This window comes from Clostridium sp. CTA-19 (assembly GCF_054767855.1).
The window spans coordinates 74456-97025 of the sequence record NZ_BAAABH010000005.1; the positions used below are offsets into that span (position 1 = coordinate 74456).

At 26.2% G+C, this 22570-nt stretch carries 26 protein-coding genes; 6 read left to right on the forward strand and 20 right to left on the reverse strand.

The window, feature by feature from the left end; all coding sequences use genetic code 11:
* Positions 1-216 precede the first annotated feature (216 nt).
* The 6 genes from ACYUE0_RS04310 to ACYUE0_RS04335 all read left to right on the forward strand — a co-directional run bounded on the left by ACYUE0_RS04310 (position 217) and on the right by ACYUE0_RS04335 (position 6233).
* The gene (locus ACYUE0_RS04310) at positions 217-1083 is read left to right on the forward strand and encodes a 50S ribosomal protein L11 methyltransferase (RefSeq protein ID WP_061996388.1); all 867 of its coding nucleotides are present in this window, start codon (positions 217-219) and stop codon (positions 1081-1083) included.
* Positions 1084-1370: 287 nt separating this feature from the next.
* Positions 1371-1940 (forward strand): CD3072 family TudS-related putative desulfidase, encoded by a 570-nt coding sequence (locus ACYUE0_RS04315; RefSeq protein ID WP_460269610.1) that lies wholly within the window; start codon positions 1371-1373, stop codon positions 1938-1940.
* 12 nt (positions 1941-1952) lie between these two features.
* The gene (locus ACYUE0_RS04320) at positions 1953-3035 is read left to right on the forward strand and encodes an ABC transporter ATP-binding protein (RefSeq protein WP_061996390.1); all 1083 of its coding nucleotides are present in this window, start codon (positions 1953-1955) and stop codon (positions 3033-3035) included.
* Complete coding sequence (locus ACYUE0_RS04325; RefSeq protein WP_460269611.1) at positions 3025-3918, forward strand: carbohydrate ABC transporter permease; 894 nt, start codon at positions 3025-3027, stop codon at positions 3916-3918. The genes ACYUE0_RS04320 and ACYUE0_RS04325 overlap by 11 nt, the downstream gene beginning before the upstream one ends.
* Positions 3919-3928: 10 nt before the next feature.
* Positions 3929-4753, forward strand: a complete 825-nt coding sequence (locus tag ACYUE0_RS04330) for a carbohydrate ABC transporter permease (RefSeq protein WP_460269613.1) — start codon at positions 3929-3931, stop codon at positions 4751-4753.
* Positions 4754-4871: 118 nt separating this feature from the next.
* Entirely contained in the window at positions 4872-6233 is a 1362-nt protein-coding gene (locus tag ACYUE0_RS04335) for an ABC transporter substrate-binding protein (RefSeq protein ID WP_460269614.1), read from the forward strand.
* Between the two features lie 25 nt (positions 6234-6258).
* Here ACYUE0_RS04335 and ACYUE0_RS04340 read toward each other — a convergent pair whose 3' ends face one another.
* The 20 genes from ACYUE0_RS04340 to ACYUE0_RS04435 all read right to left on the reverse strand — a co-directional run bounded on the left by ACYUE0_RS04340 (position 6259) and on the right by ACYUE0_RS04435 (position 22543).
* Positions 6259-6420 (reverse strand): hypothetical protein, encoded by a 162-nt coding sequence (locus tag ACYUE0_RS04340; protein WP_199870538.1) that lies wholly within the window; start codon positions 6418-6420, stop codon positions 6259-6261.
* Between the two features lie 64 nt (positions 6421-6484).
* Positions 6485-6919: an LMBR1 domain-containing protein gene (locus tag ACYUE0_RS04345; protein WP_061996394.1), complete on the reverse strand. Its 435-nt coding sequence runs from the start codon at positions 6917-6919 to the stop codon at positions 6485-6487.
* A 116-nt stretch (positions 6920-7035) separates the two neighbouring features.
* Complete coding sequence (locus ACYUE0_RS04350) at positions 7036-7512, reverse strand: methylated-DNA--[protein]-cysteine S-methyltransferase (RefSeq protein WP_199870537.1); 477 nt, start codon at positions 7510-7512, stop codon at positions 7036-7038.
* 62 nt (positions 7513-7574) lie between these two features.
* Positions 7575-8366 (reverse strand): response regulator, encoded by a 792-nt coding sequence (locus ACYUE0_RS04355; protein WP_199870536.1) that lies wholly within the window; start codon positions 8364-8366, stop codon positions 7575-7577.
* 499 nt (positions 8367-8865) lie between these two features.
* Entirely contained in the window at positions 8866-10275 is a 1410-nt protein-coding gene (locus ACYUE0_RS04360; protein ID WP_199870535.1) for a carbon starvation CstA family protein, read from the reverse strand.
* A gap of 138 nt (positions 10276-10413) precedes the next feature.
* On the reverse strand, positions 10414-11142 hold the full coding sequence (locus tag ACYUE0_RS04365) for a LytR/AlgR family response regulator transcription factor (protein ID WP_061996397.1): 729 nt from the start codon (positions 11140-11142) through the stop codon (positions 10414-10416).
* A 15-nt stretch (positions 11143-11157) separates the two neighbouring features.
* A complete protein-coding gene (locus ACYUE0_RS04370; protein ID WP_199870534.1) occupies positions 11158-12816 on the reverse strand; it encodes a LytS/YhcK type 5TM receptor domain-containing protein in 1659 nt (552 codons plus the stop codon).
* A gap of 234 nt (positions 12817-13050) precedes the next feature.
* A complete protein-coding gene (locus tag ACYUE0_RS04375) occupies positions 13051-14253 on the reverse strand; it encodes an HD-GYP domain-containing protein (protein WP_460269617.1) in 1203 nt (400 codons plus the stop codon).
* Positions 14254-14378: 125 nt separating this feature from the next.
* Positions 14379-15260: a metallophosphoesterase gene (locus ACYUE0_RS04380; RefSeq protein ID WP_460269618.1), complete on the reverse strand. Its 882-nt coding sequence runs from the start codon at positions 15258-15260 to the stop codon at positions 14379-14381.
* Positions 15261-15397: 137 nt separating this feature from the next.
* Positions 15398-15886 (reverse strand): tRNA (N6-threonylcarbamoyladenosine(37)-N6)-methyltransferase TrmO, encoded by a 489-nt coding sequence (tsaA, locus tag ACYUE0_RS04385; protein WP_061996401.1) that lies wholly within the window; start codon positions 15884-15886, stop codon positions 15398-15400.
* Positions 15887-15916: 30 nt separating this feature from the next.
* Entirely contained in the window at positions 15917-16348 is a 432-nt protein-coding gene (locus tag ACYUE0_RS04390) for a DUF134 domain-containing protein (protein ID WP_010294954.1), read from the reverse strand.
* Positions 16349-16527: 179 nt separating this feature from the next.
* Positions 16528-16881 carry a NifB/NifX family molybdenum-iron cluster-binding protein gene (locus ACYUE0_RS04395; protein ID WP_460269619.1) on the reverse strand — a complete coding sequence of 118 codons (354 nt, stop codon included), beginning with the start codon at positions 16879-16881 and terminating at the stop codon, positions 16528-16530.
* Positions 16882-16909: 28 nt separating this feature from the next.
* On the reverse strand, positions 16910-17758 hold the full coding sequence (locus tag ACYUE0_RS04400) for an ATP-binding protein (protein WP_460269620.1): 849 nt from the start codon (positions 17756-17758) through the stop codon (positions 16910-16912).
* On the reverse strand, positions 17749-18579 hold the full coding sequence (locus tag ACYUE0_RS04405; RefSeq protein ID WP_460269622.1) for a P-loop NTPase: 831 nt from the start codon (positions 18577-18579) through the stop codon (positions 17749-17751). The genes ACYUE0_RS04400 and ACYUE0_RS04405 overlap by 10 nt, the downstream gene beginning before the upstream one ends.
* Before the next feature lie 2 nt (positions 18580-18581).
* Positions 18582-18965, reverse strand: coding sequence for a NifB/NifX family molybdenum-iron cluster-binding protein (locus tag ACYUE0_RS04410; RefSeq protein WP_199870531.1), 384 nt, complete (start codon positions 18963-18965; stop codon positions 18582-18584).
* A gap of 207 nt (positions 18966-19172) precedes the next feature.
* A complete protein-coding gene (locus ACYUE0_RS04415; protein ID WP_460269624.1) occupies positions 19173-19724 on the reverse strand; it encodes a class I SAM-dependent methyltransferase in 552 nt (183 codons plus the stop codon).
* Positions 19725-19903: 179 nt separating this feature from the next.
* The gene (locus ACYUE0_RS04420; RefSeq protein ID WP_460269625.1) at positions 19904-20602 is read right to left on the reverse strand and encodes an arginase; all 699 of its coding nucleotides are present in this window, start codon (positions 20600-20602) and stop codon (positions 19904-19906) included.
* Between the two features lie 206 nt (positions 20603-20808).
* Complete coding sequence (locus tag ACYUE0_RS04425; protein ID WP_460269626.1) at positions 20809-21429, reverse strand: hypothetical protein; 621 nt, start codon at positions 21427-21429, stop codon at positions 20809-20811.
* A gap of 123 nt (positions 21430-21552) precedes the next feature.
* Positions 21553-21999: a hypothetical protein gene (locus tag ACYUE0_RS04430; protein WP_460269627.1), complete on the reverse strand. Its 447-nt coding sequence runs from the start codon at positions 21997-21999 to the stop codon at positions 21553-21555.
* Positions 21989-22543: a phosphatase PAP2 family protein gene (locus tag ACYUE0_RS04435; protein ID WP_460269680.1), complete on the reverse strand. Its 555-nt coding sequence runs from the start codon at positions 22541-22543 to the stop codon at positions 21989-21991. Before ACYUE0_RS04435 ends, ACYUE0_RS04430 begins: the two co-directional genes overlap by 11 nt.
* Between the last annotated feature and the right edge of the window lie 27 nt (positions 22544-22570).

Genomic DNA, 22570 nt, shown 5'->3' on the forward strand with positions numbered 1-22570 from the left:
AATACTAAAATAATTTTTTAAAATAATTTTTATTAATTTATTTTATACCTATTATATGTTAGATATTAGATAAATTTATTTACTACTTTAATAATTATTAATTATATTTTCTAACATCGTTCTTATTTTTTTGTTTTTAGTTAATAATAAAATTAGGATATATAATTAAGACATTCTATATCTATACATTAGGTATACAAGGAGGAAATATATAATATGTTTAAACTTACTTTTAAATTTCCACTATCTAAAGCTGATGAAGCTACAGAAAAACTCTACATTCATGATATATATAATGTATTTTATGAAAGTCCTATAACTATAACAAAAACGGACTATGGATATGGTTATTATGAAAATGAAGATGAATTTGTTGATTTTAATATAGTTGTAGAAAGCGATGATATAGAAGAAGCTAGAAACCAAAAAAATCTTATAATGAATACACTTAAAGTTAATGAAATTAAAATAGAATCCATAAATAATGTAGAATTAAATGAAACTTTAGAACCTATAGATTTAAATAATGGTTGGGTCTTATGTTCACCTGAATATGAAGTTGAAGGAAAAAATAAAATTAATTTTATTCCTCAAGGTGCATTTGGAACTGGTTTACATGAAACAACTCAAGATTGTTTAAGATATATTTTAGATGAAGATTTTAAAAATAAATCTGTATTAGATATTGGTACTGGTTCTGGAATTCTTTCAATTGCTACTGCAATAAAAAAAGCCGAAACTGTAGTTGCTGTTGATATACGAGATGTTAATGAAGAAATTCAGCTAAATGCATCATTAAATGAACTTGATAATATAGATGTTTATGTTGGTAATATATTAGAAAATGAAATAACATTTAAAGATAAATTTGATTATATTATTATAAATATTGGTGGAGAAGAAACCCAAATGTTCATGGATTTTATAAATAATCATATAAAAAAAGGTGGTACTCTTTTAGTATCTGGGTTAGTTGAGTGGACATTTGACTTAGTTGCAGATAAGATTAAAGATTACGGATATACTTTAATTTCTAGTTGTCAAACAAATGAGTGGTGCACTGCATTACTAACTAAAATTTAAAATCAAGCTATAAAATAGAGTTCTAATCTCTATTTTATAGCTTATTTTATTTCAATAAATTTTTATTACCTCTTTAAAGCTTCTTTTCACATCCTACTTGCAAAATTTTAAATTCTACTTCTTACATTATTTTGAGTTTCTCAAACACATAAAAATTAGTTTTACTTTTATAACTTATAGATAAATTTAATAAAAGATAGTTCATTTATTTGTTTTGCATATTTGTAATTTTTTGTATATACATTATACTATAAGTGCATATAATTTAAAAAATTTTAGGAGATTTTATGGAAAATTTAAATAAAAACAAAAAAATTGTAATAATTTGTCATTGTCTAATCAATACCAATTCCAAGGTTTATAATTTTGGAATTGTTAAAGAAGATTTTGAACAAAGAAAAAAAGATTTAATTAATTTATTTATAAATAATAATGTAGGAATAATTCAACTTCCCTGCCCTGAGCTAACTTGTTATGGTTGTAATAGATGGGGACATGTTAAAGAACAATTTGATACTCCTCATTTTAGAAAAACTTGCAAAAACTTATTAGAGACTTATGTTGATCAAATAGAAGATTACATAAAAAATGATTTTTCTATTTTAGGTGTAATTGGCATAAATGGAAGTCCTAGTTGTGGTGTTGATAAAACTTGTTCTGGCAAATGGTATGGTGAATTATCTTCTAATGAAAATTTATCAAATATGTTATCTTCATTAACTGTTGTAAATGAGGCCGGAGTATTTATTGAAGAGTTAATTTCAATTTTTGAAATTAAAAATATTAAGATTCCTATTCTTGGCTTAGATAGCATGAATATAAATGAAATTTTTAAGTTATTTGAATCTACAATTTAGAAAGGTGTTTATATGGATTTAAAAATAGAAAATCTTTCTGTAAAATTCAAGGATTTTACAGCAGTTAATAACCTTAATTTACATGTTAAATCTGGTGAACTTATAAGTTTTCTTGGGCCAAGTGGATGCGGTAAAAGTACAACTATTTTTACAATTTCAGGTATACATAAACCTTGCAATGGTTCAATTTATTTTAATGATAATATAATAAATGATTTAGTACCAGAAAAACGTAACATAGGAATGGTTTTTCAAAATTATTCTCTTTATCCACATATGAATATTTTTGATAACATAGCCTTTCCATTAAAATTAAAAAAACAAAACAAAAAAGATATAAAAAACACTGTAATAAATATGGCTAAATTAGTTAAAATTGAAGAGTTGCTTAAAAGAAAACCATCACAACTCTCTGGTGGGCAACAACAAAGAGTTGCTATTGCAAGAGCACTAGTAAAAAAACCTCAAATATTACTCTTAGATGAACCTTTATCTAATTTAGATGCTAGACTACGTGTTGAAATGAGAGAGGAAATACGAAGACTTCAAAAGGATTTAAAAATAACTACAATCTTTGTAACTCATGACCAAGAGGAAGCCTTAAGTATATCTGATAGAATAGTTATTTTAAAAGATGGCATTCTTCAACAATATGATTTATCTAATAAATTGTATTCAAATCCTAAAAATTTATTTGTAGCAAAATTTATTGGCAATCCTCCTATTAATATTTTAGATTGCCATATAGATAAACAAAATAATATTTTTAATATCTTAGGTACTAATTTAAAATTAAGTAACTTTATAGATTTAAGTAAAATTTCTAATAATATAACTAATTGCAAAGTTGGAATACGTCCTGAAGATTTTTTAATAAATGATTCAAATGGAGTTTTCAACGGAAAAATTGTAGATACTGAAAATATTGGAAAAGATTCTATATTAAAAATTAATATTAATAATTTTATAGTTAAAGTAGTAGTTCCTTATGATTCTATTAACAAAAATTTAGCAACTCTTTTAATTGGAGTTAAGCCAAATAAAATATTGTTTTTCAATCCTTCGACTGAGGAGACTATAAATTTTGAACAATAATAAAAGTTTTAAAAGTTTTTTTAAAGGACTACTATATATCTCTCCAGTATTAATAGTACTAATTGTTTTTAATATCTATCCTATATTAAAAACTTTTGATATGAGTTTTTATAGCAAATATAACTATCAAAAAAATTTAGTTTTTGAAAGAGGTATAGATAACTACATATATTTATTAAATGATGAAGATTTTTTTCTAGCAATAAAAAATACCTTTATATATGCTAGTTTAGTAATGCCAATTTCAATAATATTATCTTTATCTATAGCCATACTTTTAAATTCAAATATAAAATTAAAAAACTTTTTTAGAAGTATATACTTCCTACCCTTTGTTACATCTAGTATAGCTATTTCTATGGTGTGGAGATGGATTTTTCATGGTGATCATGGTCTATTAAATTATTTACTTTCTATGTTTAATATAGATCCTATTCACTGGCTTTCAGATCCTAGTAAATCCATGATTAGTTTAATAATTGTTAGTGTATGGAGGAGTTTAGGCTATAATATAATAATATTTTTATCAGGACTTCAAAGCATTGATGAAAAATATAATATAGTTGCTAGAATCGATGGTGCTAATTTTTTTCAACGAGTTAAAAATATTACAATTCCACTTTTATCACCTACCCTATTTTTTGTGTGTATAATAACTTGTATAAATTCTTTCAAAGTTTTTGGAGAAGTTTTTGCTCTTTTTGATAAACAACCAGGTCCATTAAATAGTTGCTTAACAATGGTCTATTATATATACAATAAATTTTATAATCATTATCAGTATGGCATAGCATCAGCTGCTGCATTAGTACTATTTTTAATAATAGTTACTTTAAACACAATACAATTTAAAATTGGCAGAAAAAAAGTTAACTATGATTAGAGGTGATAAAATGAATAAATTTAGATTTTCAAAACTTTTTACTTATTTAATATTAGCTTTAGGCTGTGTTATAACCTTATTACCTTTTGTATGGATGTTAAGCACCTCATTAAAATCTCTTAATGAAGTCTTTATAATGCCACCGGAAATTATACCTAAAAATCCAAAGTTTTCTAACTATAAAGAAGTAGCAACGCAAATTCCAATTGTTACTTACTTTATTAATACTTTAATTATTACTTTCATTGTTACCATTGGAACTTTAATTACAACTATATTGGCTTCATTTGGGTTTTCTAAGATAGATTTTTGGGGTCGAGATATTATTTTTTCAATTATGATAGGAACAATGATGATTCCTGGTGAGCTTATGTTAATTCCTAATTACATTACAATAGTAAAGCTTGGTTGGATAAATACTTTTAAAGGTCTTACTGTACCTTGGATAATAAGTGTTTTTTCAGTATTTTTGTTAAGACAATTTTTCTTAACAATTCCAAATTCACTTTACTATGCAGCTAAATTAGATGGATGCAGTGATTTTAAGTATCTTTGGACAATAATGGTACCTATATCAAAACCTGCACTACTAACTATTGCACTTTTAAAAATAGTTAATAGTTGGAATGAATTTTTATGGCCTCTCATTGTCACTAATATACCATCAATGAGAACGTTACCAGTAGGTATAATGAATTTTACTTCCGAAGCAGGAGGTAATTATCATCTACTCATGGCCGCTACCACTATCGTCATAGTTCCTATATTAATAATATATTTTGTTCTTCAAAAATATGTTATTTCAGGCATAACTAAATCTGGTATAAAGGGTTAAAATTTTGACTTATACATAAAAATTATCACATGATAAAAGTATAAGTTAAAATTTGAAACCCTATAAAAATAATTAATTTAATAATATTAAATATAAACTATATAAGGGGGACAGACTTATGAAATTCAAAAAACTAACAGCACTTGTTACATCATGCATATTAACTTTAGGTTTAATTGGATGTGGTAATTCTGCTGAAACTTCAACAAATGTTAAGGAAACAGAATCTAAAATTGCAACTGAAATTAAAGATCCAGTTAGTATTGAATTTTGGCATGCAATGAATGGAGAAAACGAAAAAGTATTACAAGAAATCACAGAAGAATTCAACAAAAAAAATGATGGTAAAATAACAGTAAATTTAGTTTACCAAGGTCACTACAAAGAACTATTTTCTAAACTTGAAGGGGCATCAAAATCTAACCAACTACCTGCTCTATCTATGATATATCCAAATAGATTAACAGCTTATGTTATGAACGATTTAGTTGAAAATTTAAATCCATATATAGAAAATGAGAAAATAGGATTTTCTAAAGATAGTTGGAATGATATTCCTGAATTTTTAAGAGATAATGGTATGTGGAATGAAAAGCATTACTCATTACCTTTTAATAAATCTACCTATCTTTTATTCTATAATGAAGATTTACTTAAAGAAAAAAATGTTAAGGTTCCAACTAATTGGAATGAACTTAAGGATGCAGCTAAAACATTAACAGTTGATAAAGATAATGATGGTACTACTGATACTGTTGGGCTCGCATTAAATTCTTCTGTAGGTATAGACTCTAGTTTTTGGGTAGAGCAAGCTGGCGGACACCTTATAGATGAGGAAAATGATAAAATATTATTTAACTCTCAGGAAACTGCGGAAGCTTTCGATTTCTTAGCTGGAATGGTTAAAGATGGCTCTGCTAAAGTATGTACTGAAGAAAAATATATGACTGGACCTTTTGGTAGAGGGGAAGCTGCCATGGGTATATCATCAATTTCTGCATTACCTGATATAATAAAAACTTGTAGTGGAAATAATATAAACTTTAAAACTGCAGTATTGCCTGAAAACAAACAAAAGGCCGCTCTTTTTGCAGGTACAGATGTTACAATTTTTAACACTCCATCACCTGAGGAAAAACTTGCAGCATTTGAATTTATTAAATTCTTCATGGAAGAAGAAAATCAATTAACATGGGGTACAAAATCTGGATACTTACCACTTAGAAAATCTGTTTTAGAATCAAATGATTTTAAAAATTATGTAGAAAAAGAAAATCCAGCTAAAGGTGTAGCTGTTGAAGAGTTTGATTATGGCTACTGTGACCCTAAAGTACTAAATGGTTATTCTATACATGAAAATATGAATAAAGCACTACAACAAATTTTATTAGAAGAAAAAGACACAAAAGCTGCTTTAGATGAAGCTGAAACTAATACCAGAAAAGCATTAGATGAAGCTAAAAAATCTTTTGATAATTAAAGATAAAAAATAGAAGGTTAATTTCTTAACCTTCTATTTCTTTGTTTTTTGAGGTGCTTTCCTTAACTTTTTCTAAATAATCAGTTTGATTTACTATATTTTCCTCAAATCTTTCAACAGCATTTTTAGTATAATTACCTATTGCCGCTATGTTTTTGTTTGTTTTATTATTTATTTTATTAGTCATAACCTTAATTCTCCTTGGAGTTATTTTATTTATTACTTATTCTTCTCCTATAAGATAAAATTTATTACTCTTTATCTAAATCTTGTTCTTTTTCAATATCACTCCATCTTTTCTTAGGTTCTTCAAGTAATTTTGCTCTTTCTTTTTTTATGTTACTTCTTACAACTAAAACTATTCCTAAATCAATTAAAGCATATAGAGAATACTTTTTGCTATTTTTAGTACACTGTATTATTCGTTTTTGTACTTCATCAAGCTCCTTCTCATCTAAACTTTTATTTAAAACTGATGCTTCATAATAAACTTTTAGCTCATTTACTTCATTTGAATTCAAATACATGGAAAAACTAAAAAAGATTCCAAAGAGAATTATTATTACATATAATGCATTTTTAAAACCATTTTCACTTAATTTAAACTTTACTAAGCAGTCTTTTATTAATAGATAAACTAAAAATACAAATAAAATCACACCTAGAATTGTAATAAAAGTTAGCACTTACTACATCCCCTTTTTTACTTTATTTTATTTATTTGTATTATTATACTATTAAAGTTAAAAATTTGTTTACTTATTTAACTTTATTAACTATTTCTTTACATATACTTTATATATTATGCATTTTCTGTTTCATGTTTTAACAACCATTCTTTTTTATCTAATCCACCAGCATATCCAACTAATTTTCCACTCTTTCCTATAACTCTATGACAAGGTATTATTATCGGTATTTTATTTTTATTATTAGCATTCCCAACTGCTCTAACAGCTTTTTCATTGTTTATACTTATAGCAATATCTTTATAAGTTTTTACGGTTCCATAAGGAATATTTTTTAATTCTTCCCAAACACTTTTTTGAAATTCTGTTCCCCTTAAAGCTACTTTAACTTCAAAGTCTTTTCTCTTTCCAGTAAAGTATTCATTAAACTCTGCAACACATTGATTAATTATAGAATTTAATCTATTACTTTTCAGTTCTATTTCATCTACTTGCTGAACAAATTTAATTTCAGTTATAGCTTTATTATTTGCATGTATTTTTAAAATTCCAATCGGTGAATTATAATAACAAAAATAAATATTTTCCATAACATACTCCTTTTAATATCTTATAAAATATTTTATATTGGTTTAATTTTTAAGTAATTTTCTTATCTACTTTTTATTTCTTTTAGCACTTCTTTTATTTTTTCATTTAAAATATGAATCCTAATATTTGTTTTTAACTTTGATATAAATAAATTTTCATCAATTGGCTTACCTATTATATCATCAGCCCCAGAATTTAAAATACTAGATAAAATTTTTGAATTTGTTAAAGAAGTTACTGCTATTATTATAGCCTTTCTATTACTGTTTCTTATTTCCTGTATTAAGTCTTTTCCAAATTCATTTTGCAAAACTATATCTATCAAATATAAATCATATTTTTTTCCACTTTCAAATAATTCTTTACCAGAATTAAAATATTCAACATTATTTATTCCATATTTATTTAAAATATCTTTTTCTATCATCTTCTCTAAAGAATTGTCATCAACTATAGCAAAATTTAATAACTTTAAATTTGCCATATAATCATCCTCTTTTAATATTTCTGATATTCGATTTATTATACCATCTTGTAGATTATCTTTTAAAATATAATCTGTAATGCCTAAATTAAATAGCTCTTTTTTTTCTTCATCTACATTATTACTACTAACTACTATTATAGGAACTTCATTTTTATCACTTATATTTACTCTTTTTAAAAATTCTTCAATAGTCCCTTCTCTACCAATTGAAGATGTAATTATTAAATCTATATCATTGTCCTTTAGTATATTATATCCATCATAAAAATTATCTGTGGCTAAATAACTATATCCCTTTTCTATTAAACTCTGTTTAATTATTTTACAAAAAAATTCACTTTGCTCAATATGAAGAATCTTATACATGTTTTTTCCTCCTACTTTAATTATAAAATATACGTTTACATTTCCCTTTAATTCTAAGGTTGTAATCATGTACGTAAAATCAATCCACTCTATTCTACTAAAATATCTTTTTTCTTTGCTATTACTATAGGGAAACAAGCTCCAACTTAAATTTATTCAATAACCTTAAAATATTTTTATACAAAATATAGTGTTGAGTTCCAAGTGATTCAGAGCATGTCTCACTATTTGGGGTATCCAAGTTTTGGAATGGATAATTTTAAAAGTCAACTTGGAACCCTATACATCATGTAATAATAAAAATTCTAAGTACAAGATTGTAACCCTATATAAATACTCGTTATTTAAATATATATATTTCTGCAAATGTAATATACTGACTGTTATATGTAATATAAATTTTTATAAATATAAAAAGTGCTTCTTTAAACTAATTCTATCATTTAAAGAAACACTTTTTACTCTTAGTATAATAAGTTTATTTTATTTTTACATTTGATTAACCATTAACTTCCTTGCCTTTTTTCTTTGTATATCTCATAAAAATTATGAACAAGATTAATGCAAATACTACTCCTATTATGTTTGATACCATTGCATTTAATCTTAACCCTTCTGGTGCTTGTAATATATATGCACTAGTTACTGCAGACATAAATACCGCTGGTATTGCACAAAGCCAATAATTTTTTCCTGATTGAACTAAATATGCCGCTGATGCCCATAACATTATCATTGCAAGAGTTTGGTTCGCCCAAGAGAAGTATCTCCATATTACTGTAAAGTCTATCATAGTAAGACCTATTCCAACTACAAACAATGGGATAGCTATTTTAAATCTATTAGCTATTTTATCTTGCTTCATTCCCATAGAATCTGCAATTGTTAATCTAGCACTTCTAAATGCTGTATCACCTGAAGATATAGGACAAGCTACAACTCCTAAAATTGCTAATATCGCTCCAACCTTACCCATTAAAGTGTTAGATATTGTATTTACAACTCCTGCTGGTCCTCCGTTTGCTATAGCATCTTGTAATCCTTCAGTTCCTCCAAAGAATGACATTGCTGCCGCTGCCCATATAAGTGCTATAACACCTTCAGCTATCATTGCACCATAAAATACTTTTCTAGCTTCGCTTTCTCTTTTTACACATCTAGCCATTATTGGTGATTGTGTTGCATGGAAACCTGATATAGCTCCACATGCTATTGTTATAAATAAGTAAGGAAATATAGGTGTTCCTTTTGGATGGAAATTAGCTAATGTAACCTCTGGTATGTTATAACCACCAATTACTATTCCAACTCCAATACCTACTGCCATTATAAGCAATGTTGCTCCAAATAAAGGATATATTTTTCCTATTATTTTGTCTACTGGAAGTACTGTTGCTGCTATATAATAAATTATTATTATTCCTATTAAAATTCTTCTATCTATTCCAGTTAAAGTTTTCAATAAATCTGCTGGTCCTGTTAAAAACACCACACCTACTAAAATTAATAAAACAACTGAAAATACTATCATTATTTTTCTTGGACCTTCTCCCAAATACTTACCTACAAGTTCTGAAACTGAAGCTCCACCATTTCTCATTGAAAGCACGCCTGTAAAATAATCATGAACTGCACCTGCAAAAATACAACCAAAAACAATCCATAAAAATGCTGCTGGACCCCATAATGCTCCTGAAATAGCTCCAAATATTGGTCCTAAACCTGCTATATTTAAAAATTGGATTAAGAAAATTTTTGGCCAACTCATTGGCACATAGTCAACTCCGTCTTGTAAAGTTTCTGCAGGAGTTGCATTTTTGTTATCAATTCCAAATGTCTTGTCTACAAATTTTCCATAAGTAAAATATCCGACTATTAACAATATTAATGATGCTAAAAACGAAATCATTTTATCATCTCCCCCAAAATATTTATTATTATTGCACCTTTATTGTATGCAATTTTCCCTCAATTCAAAACATAATGGGAATGAGATGCTTAATTTTGGCATGAAATGCAATATTCCTACACGAATAGACATAAACCTTTACATATTAATTAACTTTCTAAAATTTTTTATATTTTGCCTACTTACAGGAACCTCTTTGCCTATATCCTTTAATTTTAATACATATGTACAATTAAACCATGGAATGACCTCTTTTACCTTATCTAAATTAACTATATAAGATCTATGACATTTATAAAATTTTTCTTTATTTAACTTTTCCATAATGTCAGAAATCTTATTTTTAGATATAAACTCCCCATTTTTAGTAAATACCTTTACAACTTTACCATGAGCTTCTATATAATAAATTTCATCTGCATCTATCAAATACATTTTTCCTTGATCTATAATTGTTATTTTCTCTATAACTGTGTTTATATTATCACTGTCTTTAATATCAGTCTTTTCATTACTACTTTTTAATCGTTTTAAGCAAGATAAAATTCTCTCCTCTGAATAAGGTTTTAAAAGATAATCAAAAGCGTGAATTTCAAAAGCTTCAACTGCATATTCTTTATATGCTGTTATAAATATTATTTTAATTTTATTATTTATTCTATTTAGTAGTTTTGCTACGCCCACTCCATTTAGTCCTGGCATATTTATATCTAAAAAAGCAACATCTATATGTTCATTTTCCATAAATTTAAGTACATCTAATCCATTTTCAAATTCTTTAACAACCTCTAGATTACTAAATTCAGTTATAAAATATTTTAATTCTTCTCTTGATGGAAACTCATCATCTGCTATTATACATCTCATAATATCACCTAACCTTTAATTTATAATAAAACTTATTCTTGTTCCTTTTTTTAATCTTTCAATTTCAAGTCCTTTCCCATATATAAGTTTTACTCTACTATGAACATTGTATAGACCGATTTTATTTTCATCCACTTTATCATTATATATTTGATTTACTATATTATTATCTATACCACAGCCGTCATCTTCTATTATAACTTTAAAGCCATTATGTACTTTCTTAACTTCTATCCATACATTTTTTCCAAAAACATCTTCTAAAATCCCATGCTTTATAGCATTTTCAACTAATGGTTGTATAATCAAAGTTGGAACTTTTGCTTTTTTAGCTTCTTCATCAATATCATAATGAACTTCTATTTTATCTCCAAATCTGCATTTTTCAATATAAACATAAGCCTTAACATGTTCCATTTCTTCATCTAGTTCTACTAAATTTTCCTTAAACTCAATATTATATCTTAAATAATTTGAAAGGTTTATTATTAATTCTCTAGCTTTACTCGGATTTATTCTTATAAAAGATGTTATAGTATTCAATGCATTAAATAAAAAGTGAGGATTTATTTGCGCTTGTAGTGCTTTTATTTCAGCTTTTTTAGCCATATCTTCAAGTTTTTTTATATTTCCAAGCTGTATTTGAGTAGATATCAAATTACTAAGACCTAAAATCAAGTATTTTTTCCCTTCTGTTACTTTACTATCCTTATTAAAATAGACTTTTAAAACCCCTATTACTTCTTTATCATAATTTAGTGGAGTTATGATACCGGATTTTATTTCTATACCATCAATACAATTATAGCCTATCTCCTCTTCTTTATCAGATATAATCACTGTTTCTCCTGTATTTATAGCTCTTTTAGTATATTCTCCAACTATTTCTTTGCTTTTTATATTTAATTTATTGTTTTTAGCGCTATAAGCTAATATATGTTCTTTTCCTGTTATTATTGCGACCTCTCCACCTACTCCCACTCTTATAATTTCACAAACTTTTTCTAATGATGCTTCATTTAAATCTTTAAAATATGGAAGGGTTTTATTAGCAATTTCAAGTGCTAATTTAGCTTGTTCTCCTGCTACTTTTTCTTTTTCTTTAAATATATTATCAATTATACCTATAACCAATACAACGCCCAGTCCATTTATAACAACCATTGGAATATAAATTGAGCTTATGATTTCACTTCCTGTTGGAACCATTATTCTAATTAAAATCATACTAAAACTTTCAATTACTACAGCACAAAAGCAACCAAACACATATTTACCATTTGTGTTAACTAATTTATATAAATACCCTGGCATAATACCAGCTACTATTGTGCTTATAGCACATGGAATTGCAGTTGTAGCACCAACCCCTGAAATAATTCTATGAAAACTAGCAACTAGCCCTGCTATTCCCCCAACTAACGGTCCACAAACTATAGATGCTACTATAATACCAACATTTCTTATATTAACTATAGCACCATAATAGTCCACTCCAAAATAAGTACCAACAATCCCCAAACCTGAAAAAATAGCTGATAATATAACTATGTCTTTAATGGTATATTTACTATTGTCTAAAGCTTTTTTAAAGGTTTTACTTTTTGAAATTGTAAAAGCAATTAAAATAACATATCCTAAATTGCTCATAAGTGTATTTGTTAATGTCCACATAATACTTCCTTTCTTTAAATACTTTATACAAATTATATATTAGTGTTAGTATTTAACAAATTAAAGATTAATACTCTAATATTAATAAAAAAATAACAAGTCAATATTTAAAAATTTTTATAAAGGATAACTATTTAAAGACTCCCCAATTTTTAAATATAAACTTGTTCTATTAAAATTATCAATTTATTAAATAATAAGATTTAAATTTAGAGTTTATATCCATATAACTTTTTATAGGCTAAAAACCATATTTATATCTTTTGTGATATTGCTATCTATATATCCATCATTGCTCATTTTATTTAAAATATCTATAGCTTCTTTATGACTAAGTGATTTTCTATAAGGTCTTTCTTCCGTTATGGCTTGATATATATCTAAACATGCCATCAGCCTTGAATTAAAATCTAAATCATCTTTTGTGAAACCAAAAGGATAGCCCTTTCCATTTAATTTTTCGTGATGATTAGCAGCCCATTCAGTAATTTTTTCAAAGCCTCTAATTTCATGTAATGCAACTCTTGTATAATATGCATGATTTTTCACAACCTTAAATTCTTCTTCTGTAAGTTTATTAGGACTATCTAAAATACTATTTGGAACAGCTAGTTTTCCTATATCATGAAGATCTGCTGCAATCATCAATTGGACTTTTTCATCATGACTATAATTATAAAAATCTGCCATAACTCCCACTTTTTCAGATAATCCTCTAGAATGTCTTTGGGTATATCTTGATTTACAGTCTATAATCTTTGATAACACTTTAGTTATATTTCTTATTTCATCAAAGGACAATTCTAAGCTATAACTTGGTGTTTCTTTTTTTATAATATTATTTATAGACTCATTATTTATATTTGTCCAAAATTTTTCATCTCTAGCTATATCTATAAAGGCTCTTGATATTTTATGTGAAAAGCTTATATTTTCTCTTTCCTTTATAAAGCATATTATATCTTCTTTTTTATCACTTTTAAAATTATTATTCATCTCCATATCATTAGCAAATTGAATTATTTGTGCCATTATTGGAATCTCATCACCTTTTAATTTAAAAAAACCAGAACCATCATACTTTTCATGGTGATATTTAATTATATTTTTTACATCAGTCAAAAAAGGATAATTAATTATATTTTCTTCTCCAATTATACAATGCTTCTTTGCTACTTCTACTTCATTTAAGTTTATTTCTTCTTTACACATTAAATTATTATATAAATTTTTTTCACTTACCCCATTATCATGCAAAATAGCTAATGAAACTATATCATGTAATTCTTTAGAGTTTAAACCCAACTGTTGCCCAACTTTTAGTGCAATATATGCTACCCTTTTACCATGATTAGAAGGTAACCCTAAAACATCCATTTCAACAAAATCTAATGCAAATGACACTGACATTAAAAATTCATTTAAATTAAATAACATATTTTCCCCCATCTAATATATTATTAACTATATATCATTGATAATAATACTCATTAATATATTATATATTAATTTATTAAATTTTAAAATCTAATATCCGTTTTATTGCAAATAATGTATTTTATCTATATACAATCTATATTTATAGGCTCACTAATTATACTTCTTTTTACACATAAAACTCCATTTTCCAAAGAAGTTATTTTCCATTTTACAAGGGTTAATAAACCATTTTCTAACTCTATACAGCTCATTGAATATGGTTGGACACAACATCCATCATTAAAATATTTACATCCATTATTATTTAAAATAGACCTATGTGTATGGCCTGCAAGTACAGACTGATTATTTTCTTTTGCCCACCTCTCTAATTTTCTATCAATCACTGTCCTTCTAGATTTACTTTTAGCTGGACTAGTGGGATTTTTAAATCCAAAAACTTGCTCCATAAATCCCCAAACATACTTTACTAAAAACTTAGATAAAAAACTTAATTGGTAATTTAAGAAATCGACTTGATGTCCATGCACAACAAATAAGTTTTTACATACATTGTTGTCTATTAACATAATACCATCATAAATTGGCAAATCTTTAAATAACATATATAAATTTTTTTTATTTACATCATTCTCATAGCATTCTATTTCTTTTTTAAATTTTTTACTCTTTTTTATCTTATCGTGATTTCCTACAATCATATAAAGTTTATCTTTATTTTTAAATTTTAAAAGAATTTTAAAAATTTCTGGGTGAATTTCGTATATAGTTCCTATTTTCGAAACTTTCCATAACTCATCACCATCTCCCACTTCTACATATGAAAAATCTTTTTTATAATAATATTTTAATGCTGCCATATATATGTTTGAGTTAGGTAATAAATCATCTTTCCATGTTCCATCGCCCCTATGACAATCGCTTATAAAAACAAATTTTGATTTATTATTTATATCTATTTTAGGACAACTTATCATTATCTTTTTTAAAATATCCTTTGACATAGCTAACTTAACTCCCAAAACTTAATACACTATATTATATAGTTTCAATTAACTATTGGTTAACTCAAATTACAACTTTAATACAATAAAAAATAAATCGTTACAGAATACTTTTAAATATTCTGTAACGATTCATTTTATTCAAACCTATTATCTGATAGCCTAGTAGACACATTTTTAATATTACCAGTTAACCATCCTATTTTAATATCTGATTTAGGAATATCAAAACCTGGCACCAACGGTTTTACATCTATAACTGGAGTTCCATCTAATATGTCAATATTTTTCACAAAAATGTTTTTATCACAAATCTTCTCTACTTCAACTACTGACAAACCAATATGATTAGGTCTAACTGGTGTCCTTGTTGCAAAAACGCCATGAACCTTGTCATCTAAAAAAGGTTTTACAGTAAGTTCAGTTTTTTCCACCTTATGAAAATGATATATAACTATTATGTGCGAAAACTCTTCTAAATCTTTTAACCCTTCTGCATACTCATGGAATATCTCTATTTTTCCTTTATCTGCATTATCACCTGTTGGTTGAATAGGCATACTTTTTATATCTTCAAATTTGCTATGAATAATTCCTATAGGTTTTAAAATAATATTTTCTTCCAAAACAACTACCTCCACTGAAATAACTAAATTCTACTTACACCATTTATTGCAAAAACCTAATTTTTTATTACACATCACTTGTTTAGATCCACAATGGGGACAAGAAGTTTTATCTTGTTTAAAATTTACTTCATAGGAATTATCACAATCCATGCATTTAAGTTTACATAATTTTGTACTATAATCTCCACCACTTATTTTTATAGCTTTTCCCTCTGTCAAAGCCCTTGCAACTTTATTTCTTGCACTATCTATGATATTTTGAAAAGTTTGTCTAGACACTTCCATTCTTTTTGCACATTGTTCTTGATTTAAATTTTCTATATCTTTAAGTCTCATAGCTTCTAACTCTTCAACTTTTAAAATTATTTCTTCAACTTCGCATTTAGGTTTTCCAAAAGGCACAAAGTAATTATTATCTGGAAAAAATTCTACTCTTCTACACTTAGTTGGTCTTGCCATTTGTATTCCTCCCTACAATTTATTAGTATTTAATATTTATAATATGATTCACTATAGATTAAATAGTTTTTAATTCATATTCATACATTATACTACTATATTATAGAATTTTAAAATACACAAAAGCATTGTATTCTTTCTTCCTGATAATCACATGAATAAATATTAAAAACTAATTTTTATTCTCCACAATTTCCTTCATGTTCATGTTCTCTACAAACACTTCCTGTTGATTTTAAATTTCCTTTTATATATTCGTTTACTAAATCATCACAAATTCCACTTGCTCCTACAACTACTTCTATAGAGTTTTCTGCAAAAAGTTCTTGTGCTCTTTCTCCCATTCCTCCTGAAATTATAGTATTTATTCCTAAATCATTCAAAAAAACTGGTAAAAAACCTGGTTTATGTCCTGGATTTTCAACGAAACTTTTATTTATATCTCCTTCCTTTACTTCATAAATACTAAATCCTTCACAGTGTCCAAAATGTCCACTAACATAATTTCCTTCGCTTGATATTGCTATTTTCATTTTAATTCCTCCTAATTTTTATATATTATTAATAAATTATTTTCTTTATATTACTCCACATATCTTTTATGAATTTATTCGCTAAACTTTCTTTGTAGTAAGTTATTGGTTTTAATTCATTTATGGATTTTATTACTGTATCATCATAAGGTATTTTTCCAACAACTTTTATTCCCCTATCTTTCGCTACTTGTTCAATTTTGCATGCAACTTCTAAGTTTATATCATACTTATTTATACATATCATTGTAAGTACACCAAAGTGCTCACATAGAGAAATTGTTCTTATCATATCTTCAACACCTGATTTAGTTGGTTCAGTTACAATTAGAACTGCATTGCTACCAGTTATAGAAGATATTACAGGACAACCAATCCCTGGTGACCCATCTATAATTATTAAATCATCATTTTTATTGTATTGTTTTGCATTTTTTCTTAATTGAGTTATTAATTTTCCTGACCCATCACTTCCAGGTTTCATAATAGCTCTAGAAATAATTCCCTGTTCTACATCTGTAATAAAAGTATCTGCAATATGTTCATCTTCAAATGTTATCGCATTTTGTGGACATACAAGACTACAAGTAGTACATCCTTCACATAGAAATTCATTTACTGAAAAATCGCTTATAGCTTCAAATCTACATACTTCTTCACATTTTCCACATTTTATGCATTTATTTTTATCTATTATAGCTTTCTTGCCACTTATGAACTCTTCTTTTTTAATATTTTTACCTTTATAAAACAAAGACAAATTAGGTGCATCAACATCACAATCAACTTTTATTACCTGCTTTGCTAATTGAGATAGCGCAGTTGCTATGGTAGTCTTTCCCGTTCCACCTTTTCCACTTAAAACTACTAATTCCATTTTAGAACCTCCCTTGCCTTAATTGCTATATTATCAAATACCTCCTTGTATTTTGCATTTTTATATAATATATTCCCCATTGAATATATTTCAGCAACTTCTCTGCTATAAGGCAAAGCTCCTATAATTTCCATATCATTTTTCCTACAATATCTTTTAATTAAATTATCTTTTTTATCATCTTTATTTATAATTATTCCAAAAGGTATATTAAAAAGTTTTACAACCTCTAATGCCATTTTCATGTCATGAAGACCAAATTCCGTTGGCTCTGTAACTAGAATTGCAGCATTTGCATATTTTAAAGAAGTTACAACATTACAAGAAGTACCAGGAGGACAATCTATTAAATTAAAATTTGTTTCTATATTATTAAATACTTCCTTAATTACCGGTACTGCCATAGGTTCATTTACATTTAAAACTCCTCTTATACATTTAATATCCTCAAAAATTCCTTTTTCAATGTTTCCTATACTTCTTTTCTTATAAGATATAGCATCCTTATCACAAATAATTTTACATGCTCCACAACTATGACATAATTTTTGAAAAAGCATTATATCATCGCCAACCTTAGCTAGAGAATTAAATTGACAAACCCTAACACATTTTCCACAGGAATTACACTTACTATCATCTATAAATGGATAATCTACTAGAACTTCTTTTTCTTCGTCTATATAAGGTTTTAAAAATAAAAATCCATTAGGTTCTTCTACATCACAATCAATATAATTTGCTTTTAATGCTAAAGCTAAATTTGTAGATACAGTAGTTTTTCCTGTTCCACCTTTTCCACTTAGAATTGCAATATTCAAAGTTATCTTCCTCCCATATGTCCATTACCCATACCACCATGTTCTGGACCTGCAAAACTAATCTCTTCTAGCTCGTCTTTTTCTAACATTTTCAGTGCATCTTCTATGAATATAACATCTGATTTAAAAGCTTTAATTTTTGCTTTTTCTATAAGTTTAAAAGCATTGGGTCCAAGATTTCCAGTAATTATATAATCTACGTTTTCATTTATTAATTGTTGTGCTGCAACAATCCCTGCTCCACCTGATGAAGATTTCCCTTCATTATCTAATACATAAAACTGTTTTTTTTCACCATCATGAATCTGAAATAAATCACATCTTCCAAATCTAGCATCAACTAAACTATTACTCTCTTTTCCATTTGCTGAAATTGCTATTTTCATTTCATACCCTCCTAAAATATAATTATTCAAAACAAGTTATTGGCATTTGCTAATTATTATATTAATACTACTTTTTGTTTTTGTCAAATGCCAATAACATATTTTAAAAACAATTTTATATTTTATTTAATTACATTAATTTACATAAAAAAACTGCTATATAATAATTTTAAAATTACCATATAGCAGTCCAAGGTTTTTAATATTCTATTTTTCACAAATTAAACATAATAATTTTTCTGATGCATTTACTTCTTTTACATTATGTAAATCTGCATTTTCCAAATCATCTATAATACTTTCTTTTGTCACAAAATGTTTATGACATCCTTCTTTCCAATCGCAAATTAATATTTTGCCCTTATCTTTCAATACTCTTTTTGCATCTTTCAACAGTTCAATCGGAGCATCTAATTCATGATGAACAGTTATCATAAATACTAAATCAGCACTATTATCTTGTAATGGAATTTTATTTTCTTCCATTACATCAACAGCTAATCTACCGGATAATTCCGTCTTGATATTTTCATTTATCCACTTTATCATGTCATTAGATATATCAAATCCATAACCTTTAGAATTAGGAATTTTATTTAAAAACTCTTTTGAGAATACACCTGTACCTATGCCTATATCTACAATAGTAGGATTTTCCTTTAAAGATAGTTCAGTAATTATTTTATCTATTCTTATAAGTTTTAGTCTTTCTGGATTGTTAAGCTTATCCATTTTGTTAACATCAAATTTTTTATCCACTTTGTCACCACCATTTCTTTATTGATATTCATTATCAATTATTCATATATTATATTATTATTTTTAAAATGTCAATAAACATTTAAACCTATTTTCTTTATATTAAATAAACTTATATATAAGCAAAAAACTTTCATTACTTAAATGAAAGCTTTCGCTATAAATCAATATTTTATTTTTTACATTAAATAATAAATAGCATCAGAAAAACTCAAATTTTCTGGTGACCAATTTCTTTTAGGACAATCTACAACTTTATATGGCACTTTTAATTTATCTATAAATTCTTTAAAATCCTCATCAAACCAAGGTGGCGTCCACGCACCTGACCTACAAATGTGTAATGAAGGAACATAAATGTCCTTTTCTAAGTCATCTATATCTATAAAATTAACATTGTATTTATTTTTTATTTCCTTGAAATATTCTGGTTTTTCTGTAGTATACGGACTATATATAATATTTGCTTTATTAATTATATTATTTTTTAAAAGTTTTCCTAACCAATTTGCACAATTAACTTCAAAATTAAGCGAAGATAGTCCACCATACCCTAAATCAGAATGAGCATCAAAAAGATACACCTCATTACAATCATATTTTTTAGCTATGTCATAAGATAACACATGGGAATCAGAAATGTAAACCTTTAAATTTTTATCGAATTTAAAATTTCTTTTTATTTTATTCCAAAAAATATTTGCATTTCTAGAAAGCTCAAATGATTTTTCAATACTTTTCCCTCTATTTCTGCATTGAATATAACGCTTGTACCATAAATTTATAACATTCCTATTATTCTCAATATACGAACCCCAATTTTCCTTTTGAGTATAAACAAAATAATCCCAATCAACCGATAACAAACATTTTTTCATTATAATATACCCCCTCCTCAATAACAAAATATACAAACATAATATGCGATTGAAATATTGAGGTGTATATACTCTTCCTAACTATTATTTTAATACTTTACAAATTATAGTCAAAGTTACCAAATCAAGATTAAACTTAATAAATAGTTATATATATGGAGCAACCTATAAAGCAGTATCTTTCTTTAGAAAAGCTATCCTTTCTTTTATATTACTATACTTTGCAGGTATCTTCCTTCTCCTTCTTTAAATTTTGGAGTTGCTACAAACTCACTTTTAACTAAATACTCATTAGTATAACCAAATATTTGATGCCACAATTCATTACCAATATCTTTAATTGAAACCTCATGTTTTATTGAAGTTAACTTGTCCATGCTTCTTTTTAATTCCATAAAAGTTTTTTCAACATAAGGTAATATATCTAAAAGAATTATCTCCCCTATTCTTTGAATAATATCTCTTTCACTATTAAAAAACACTGGCACATCTATATTTAAATGCCCATTGGCCTTGTCTATATTTAAATAATTTAACTCTATTAAAAAATTTGCTAATTTTCTTTCCTTATTATTTAAATCAACATACTTTCTATTGTTTGTAAATATATTTTTTATTAAGCTACCACACTCTTTAGCAATTATATTATTAAAATCATCTAGAATATCCATATATGCGATATTTAAACTGTGAAATTTAATTCCTTCATCAATACTTTCAGGAATCATTCTAAAATATCTATATATATCCTTTCTAAAACCATTTCCATCACCAAAACTATTAAATAAAACATCATCAGCCCTATAATTATTGCTACTACATAACAATTTATTACTATGACATTCTATTTTTTCACTTTTTTCATATGCAACTATAATGTAATCTCTTCCCCCTGGCTGTGATTTTGATACAGAAAAAATATTTTTATTTGCAAAAAATTCAAAAGCTACTCAATCAAAAATCTCATCACAAATTATATGATATAGAACTCTTTCCACTGAATTAGATTTAATACAATTTAACTTTAAAATTTCATTTTCAATTTTATCACTTAAACTTATTACTCTATCTCCAATAATTTTCCCTACATTCTTTAAAAATCCATCCAACCTTTCAATATCGTCTTCTAAAAATACAGGAAAATTAATACTATATCCTCTATTTCTTTCATCTATAGCTCTAATTTTCTTTAGACTTAAAATTATATTTTCAACCTTTTCAACATTAATTTTTAATCTATTGCTAATTTTAAACATATCCATAGAATAAGGTTCAGACGCTGATATTATATATAATATTTCTGCTGCATATTTTTTATTGCATACATAAGAAGGGTTAAATTCATCAAATTTCCCATCGTCACCAAAATAATAAAACTCTAACTTTTTATTTACCATAATTAATCCTCCATTTAAATCTATTAAATATATGAATTATAATTTTACTACATATTAATCCTAAAATTATTCCACCTAATATATCTGTAGGGTAATGGACATATAAATATAGCCTTGAAAAAGCTATTAAAATTGCTATAGCAAAAAGTTCAAATGTATAATTCTTAAAATATCTATATAGTACTCCTACTACAGCAAAGGAAGATGTAGTATGTCCTGATGGAAAAGAATATGACAATGGTTTTTTAATTAAAAGATTTATAGGTGATATATCTACACATGGTCTTGTACGCTTAATTATATGTTTTAATATTCCTTCTCCTAATATTGTACTTAATATTAAAGCTCCTAATGCCATAAGACCTATATTTCTATACTTTTTATTTATAATTAATAAGCAAGATATTATAATCCATATCACCCCCCAATTACCTAAAGACGTTATTATAACCATAATTTTATCCATAATATGTACATGCATATTATCTTTTATATAATTTAGAATTAAATTATCAACCTTTTGTATGAAAAATATAATATTCATAATTAAGTTCACTTGATTCCTCCTTCA

Bases quoted from the DNA above. Each gene is read 5' to 3' on its own strand.
- ACYUE0_RS04410 (WP_199870531.1), bottom strand. From the start codon at position 18,965: ATGAAAATAGCAATTTCAGCAAATGGAAAAGAGAGTAATAGTTTAGTT.
- ACYUE0_RS04375 (WP_460269617.1), bottom strand. From the start codon at position 14,253: ATGTTATTTAATTTAAATGAATTTTTAATGTCAGTGTCATTTGCATTA.
- ACYUE0_RS04310 (WP_061996388.1), top strand. From the start codon at position 217: ATGTTTAAACTTACTTTTAAATTTCCACTATCTAAAGCTGATGAAGCT.
- ACYUE0_RS04365 (WP_061996397.1), bottom strand. From the start codon at position 11,142: ATGAGATGTATAATAGCAGATGATGAGTTTCCATCAAGAGAAGAATTA.
- ACYUE0_RS04435 (WP_460269680.1), bottom strand. From the start codon at position 22,543: ATGAATATTATATTTTTCATACAAAAGGTTGATAATTTAATTCTAAAT.
- ACYUE0_RS04355 (WP_199870536.1), bottom strand. From the start codon at position 8,366: ATGTATAAGATTCTTCATATTGAGCAAAGTGAATTTTTTTGTAAAATA.
- ACYUE0_RS04350 (WP_199870537.1), bottom strand. From the start codon at position 7,512: ATGGAAAATATTTATTTTTGTTATTATAATTCACCGATTGGAATTTTA.
- ACYUE0_RS04320 (WP_061996390.1), top strand. From the start codon at position 1,953: ATGGATTTAAAAATAGAAAATCTTTCTGTAAAATTCAAGGATTTTACA.
- ACYUE0_RS04335 (WP_460269614.1), top strand. From the start codon at position 4,872: ATGAAATTCAAAAAACTAACAGCACTTGTTACATCATGCATATTAACT.
- ACYUE0_RS04370 (WP_199870534.1), bottom strand. From the start codon at position 12,816: ATGTGGACATTAACAAATACACTTATGAGCAATTTAGGATATGTTATT.
- ACYUE0_RS04330 (WP_460269613.1), top strand. From the start codon at position 3,929: ATGAATAAATTTAGATTTTCAAAACTTTTTACTTATTTAATATTAGCT.
- ACYUE0_RS04420 (WP_460269625.1), bottom strand. From the start codon at position 20,602: ATGAAAAAATGTTTGTTATCGGTTGATTGGGATTATTTTGTTTATACT.
- ACYUE0_RS04430 (WP_460269627.1), bottom strand. From the start codon at position 21,999: ATGGTAAATAAAAAGTTAGAGTTTTATTATTTTGGTGACGATGGGAAA.
- ACYUE0_RS04380 (WP_460269618.1), bottom strand. From the start codon at position 15,260: ATGTCAAAGGATATTTTAAAAAAGATAATGATAAGTTGTCCTAAAATA.
- ACYUE0_RS04340 (WP_199870538.1), bottom strand. From the start codon at position 6,420: ATGACTAATAAAATAAATAATAAAACAAACAAAAACATAGCGGCAATA.
- ACYUE0_RS04360 (WP_199870535.1), bottom strand. From the start codon at position 10,275: ATGATTTCGTTTTTAGCATCATTAATATTGTTAATAGTCGGATATTTT.
- ACYUE0_RS04400 (WP_460269620.1), bottom strand. From the start codon at position 17,758: ATGGAATTAGTAGTTTTAAGTGGAAAAGGTGGAACGGGAAAGACTACC.
- ACYUE0_RS04395 (WP_460269619.1), bottom strand. From the start codon at position 16,881: ATGAAAATAGCAATATCAAGCGAAGGAAATTATGTTAGTGGACATTTT.
- ACYUE0_RS04390 (WP_010294954.1), bottom strand. From the start codon at position 16,348: ATGGCAAGACCAACTAAGTGTAGAAGAGTAGAATTTTTTCCAGATAAT.
- ACYUE0_RS04315 (WP_460269610.1), top strand. From the start codon at position 1,371: ATGGAAAATTTAAATAAAAACAAAAAAATTGTAATAATTTGTCATTGT.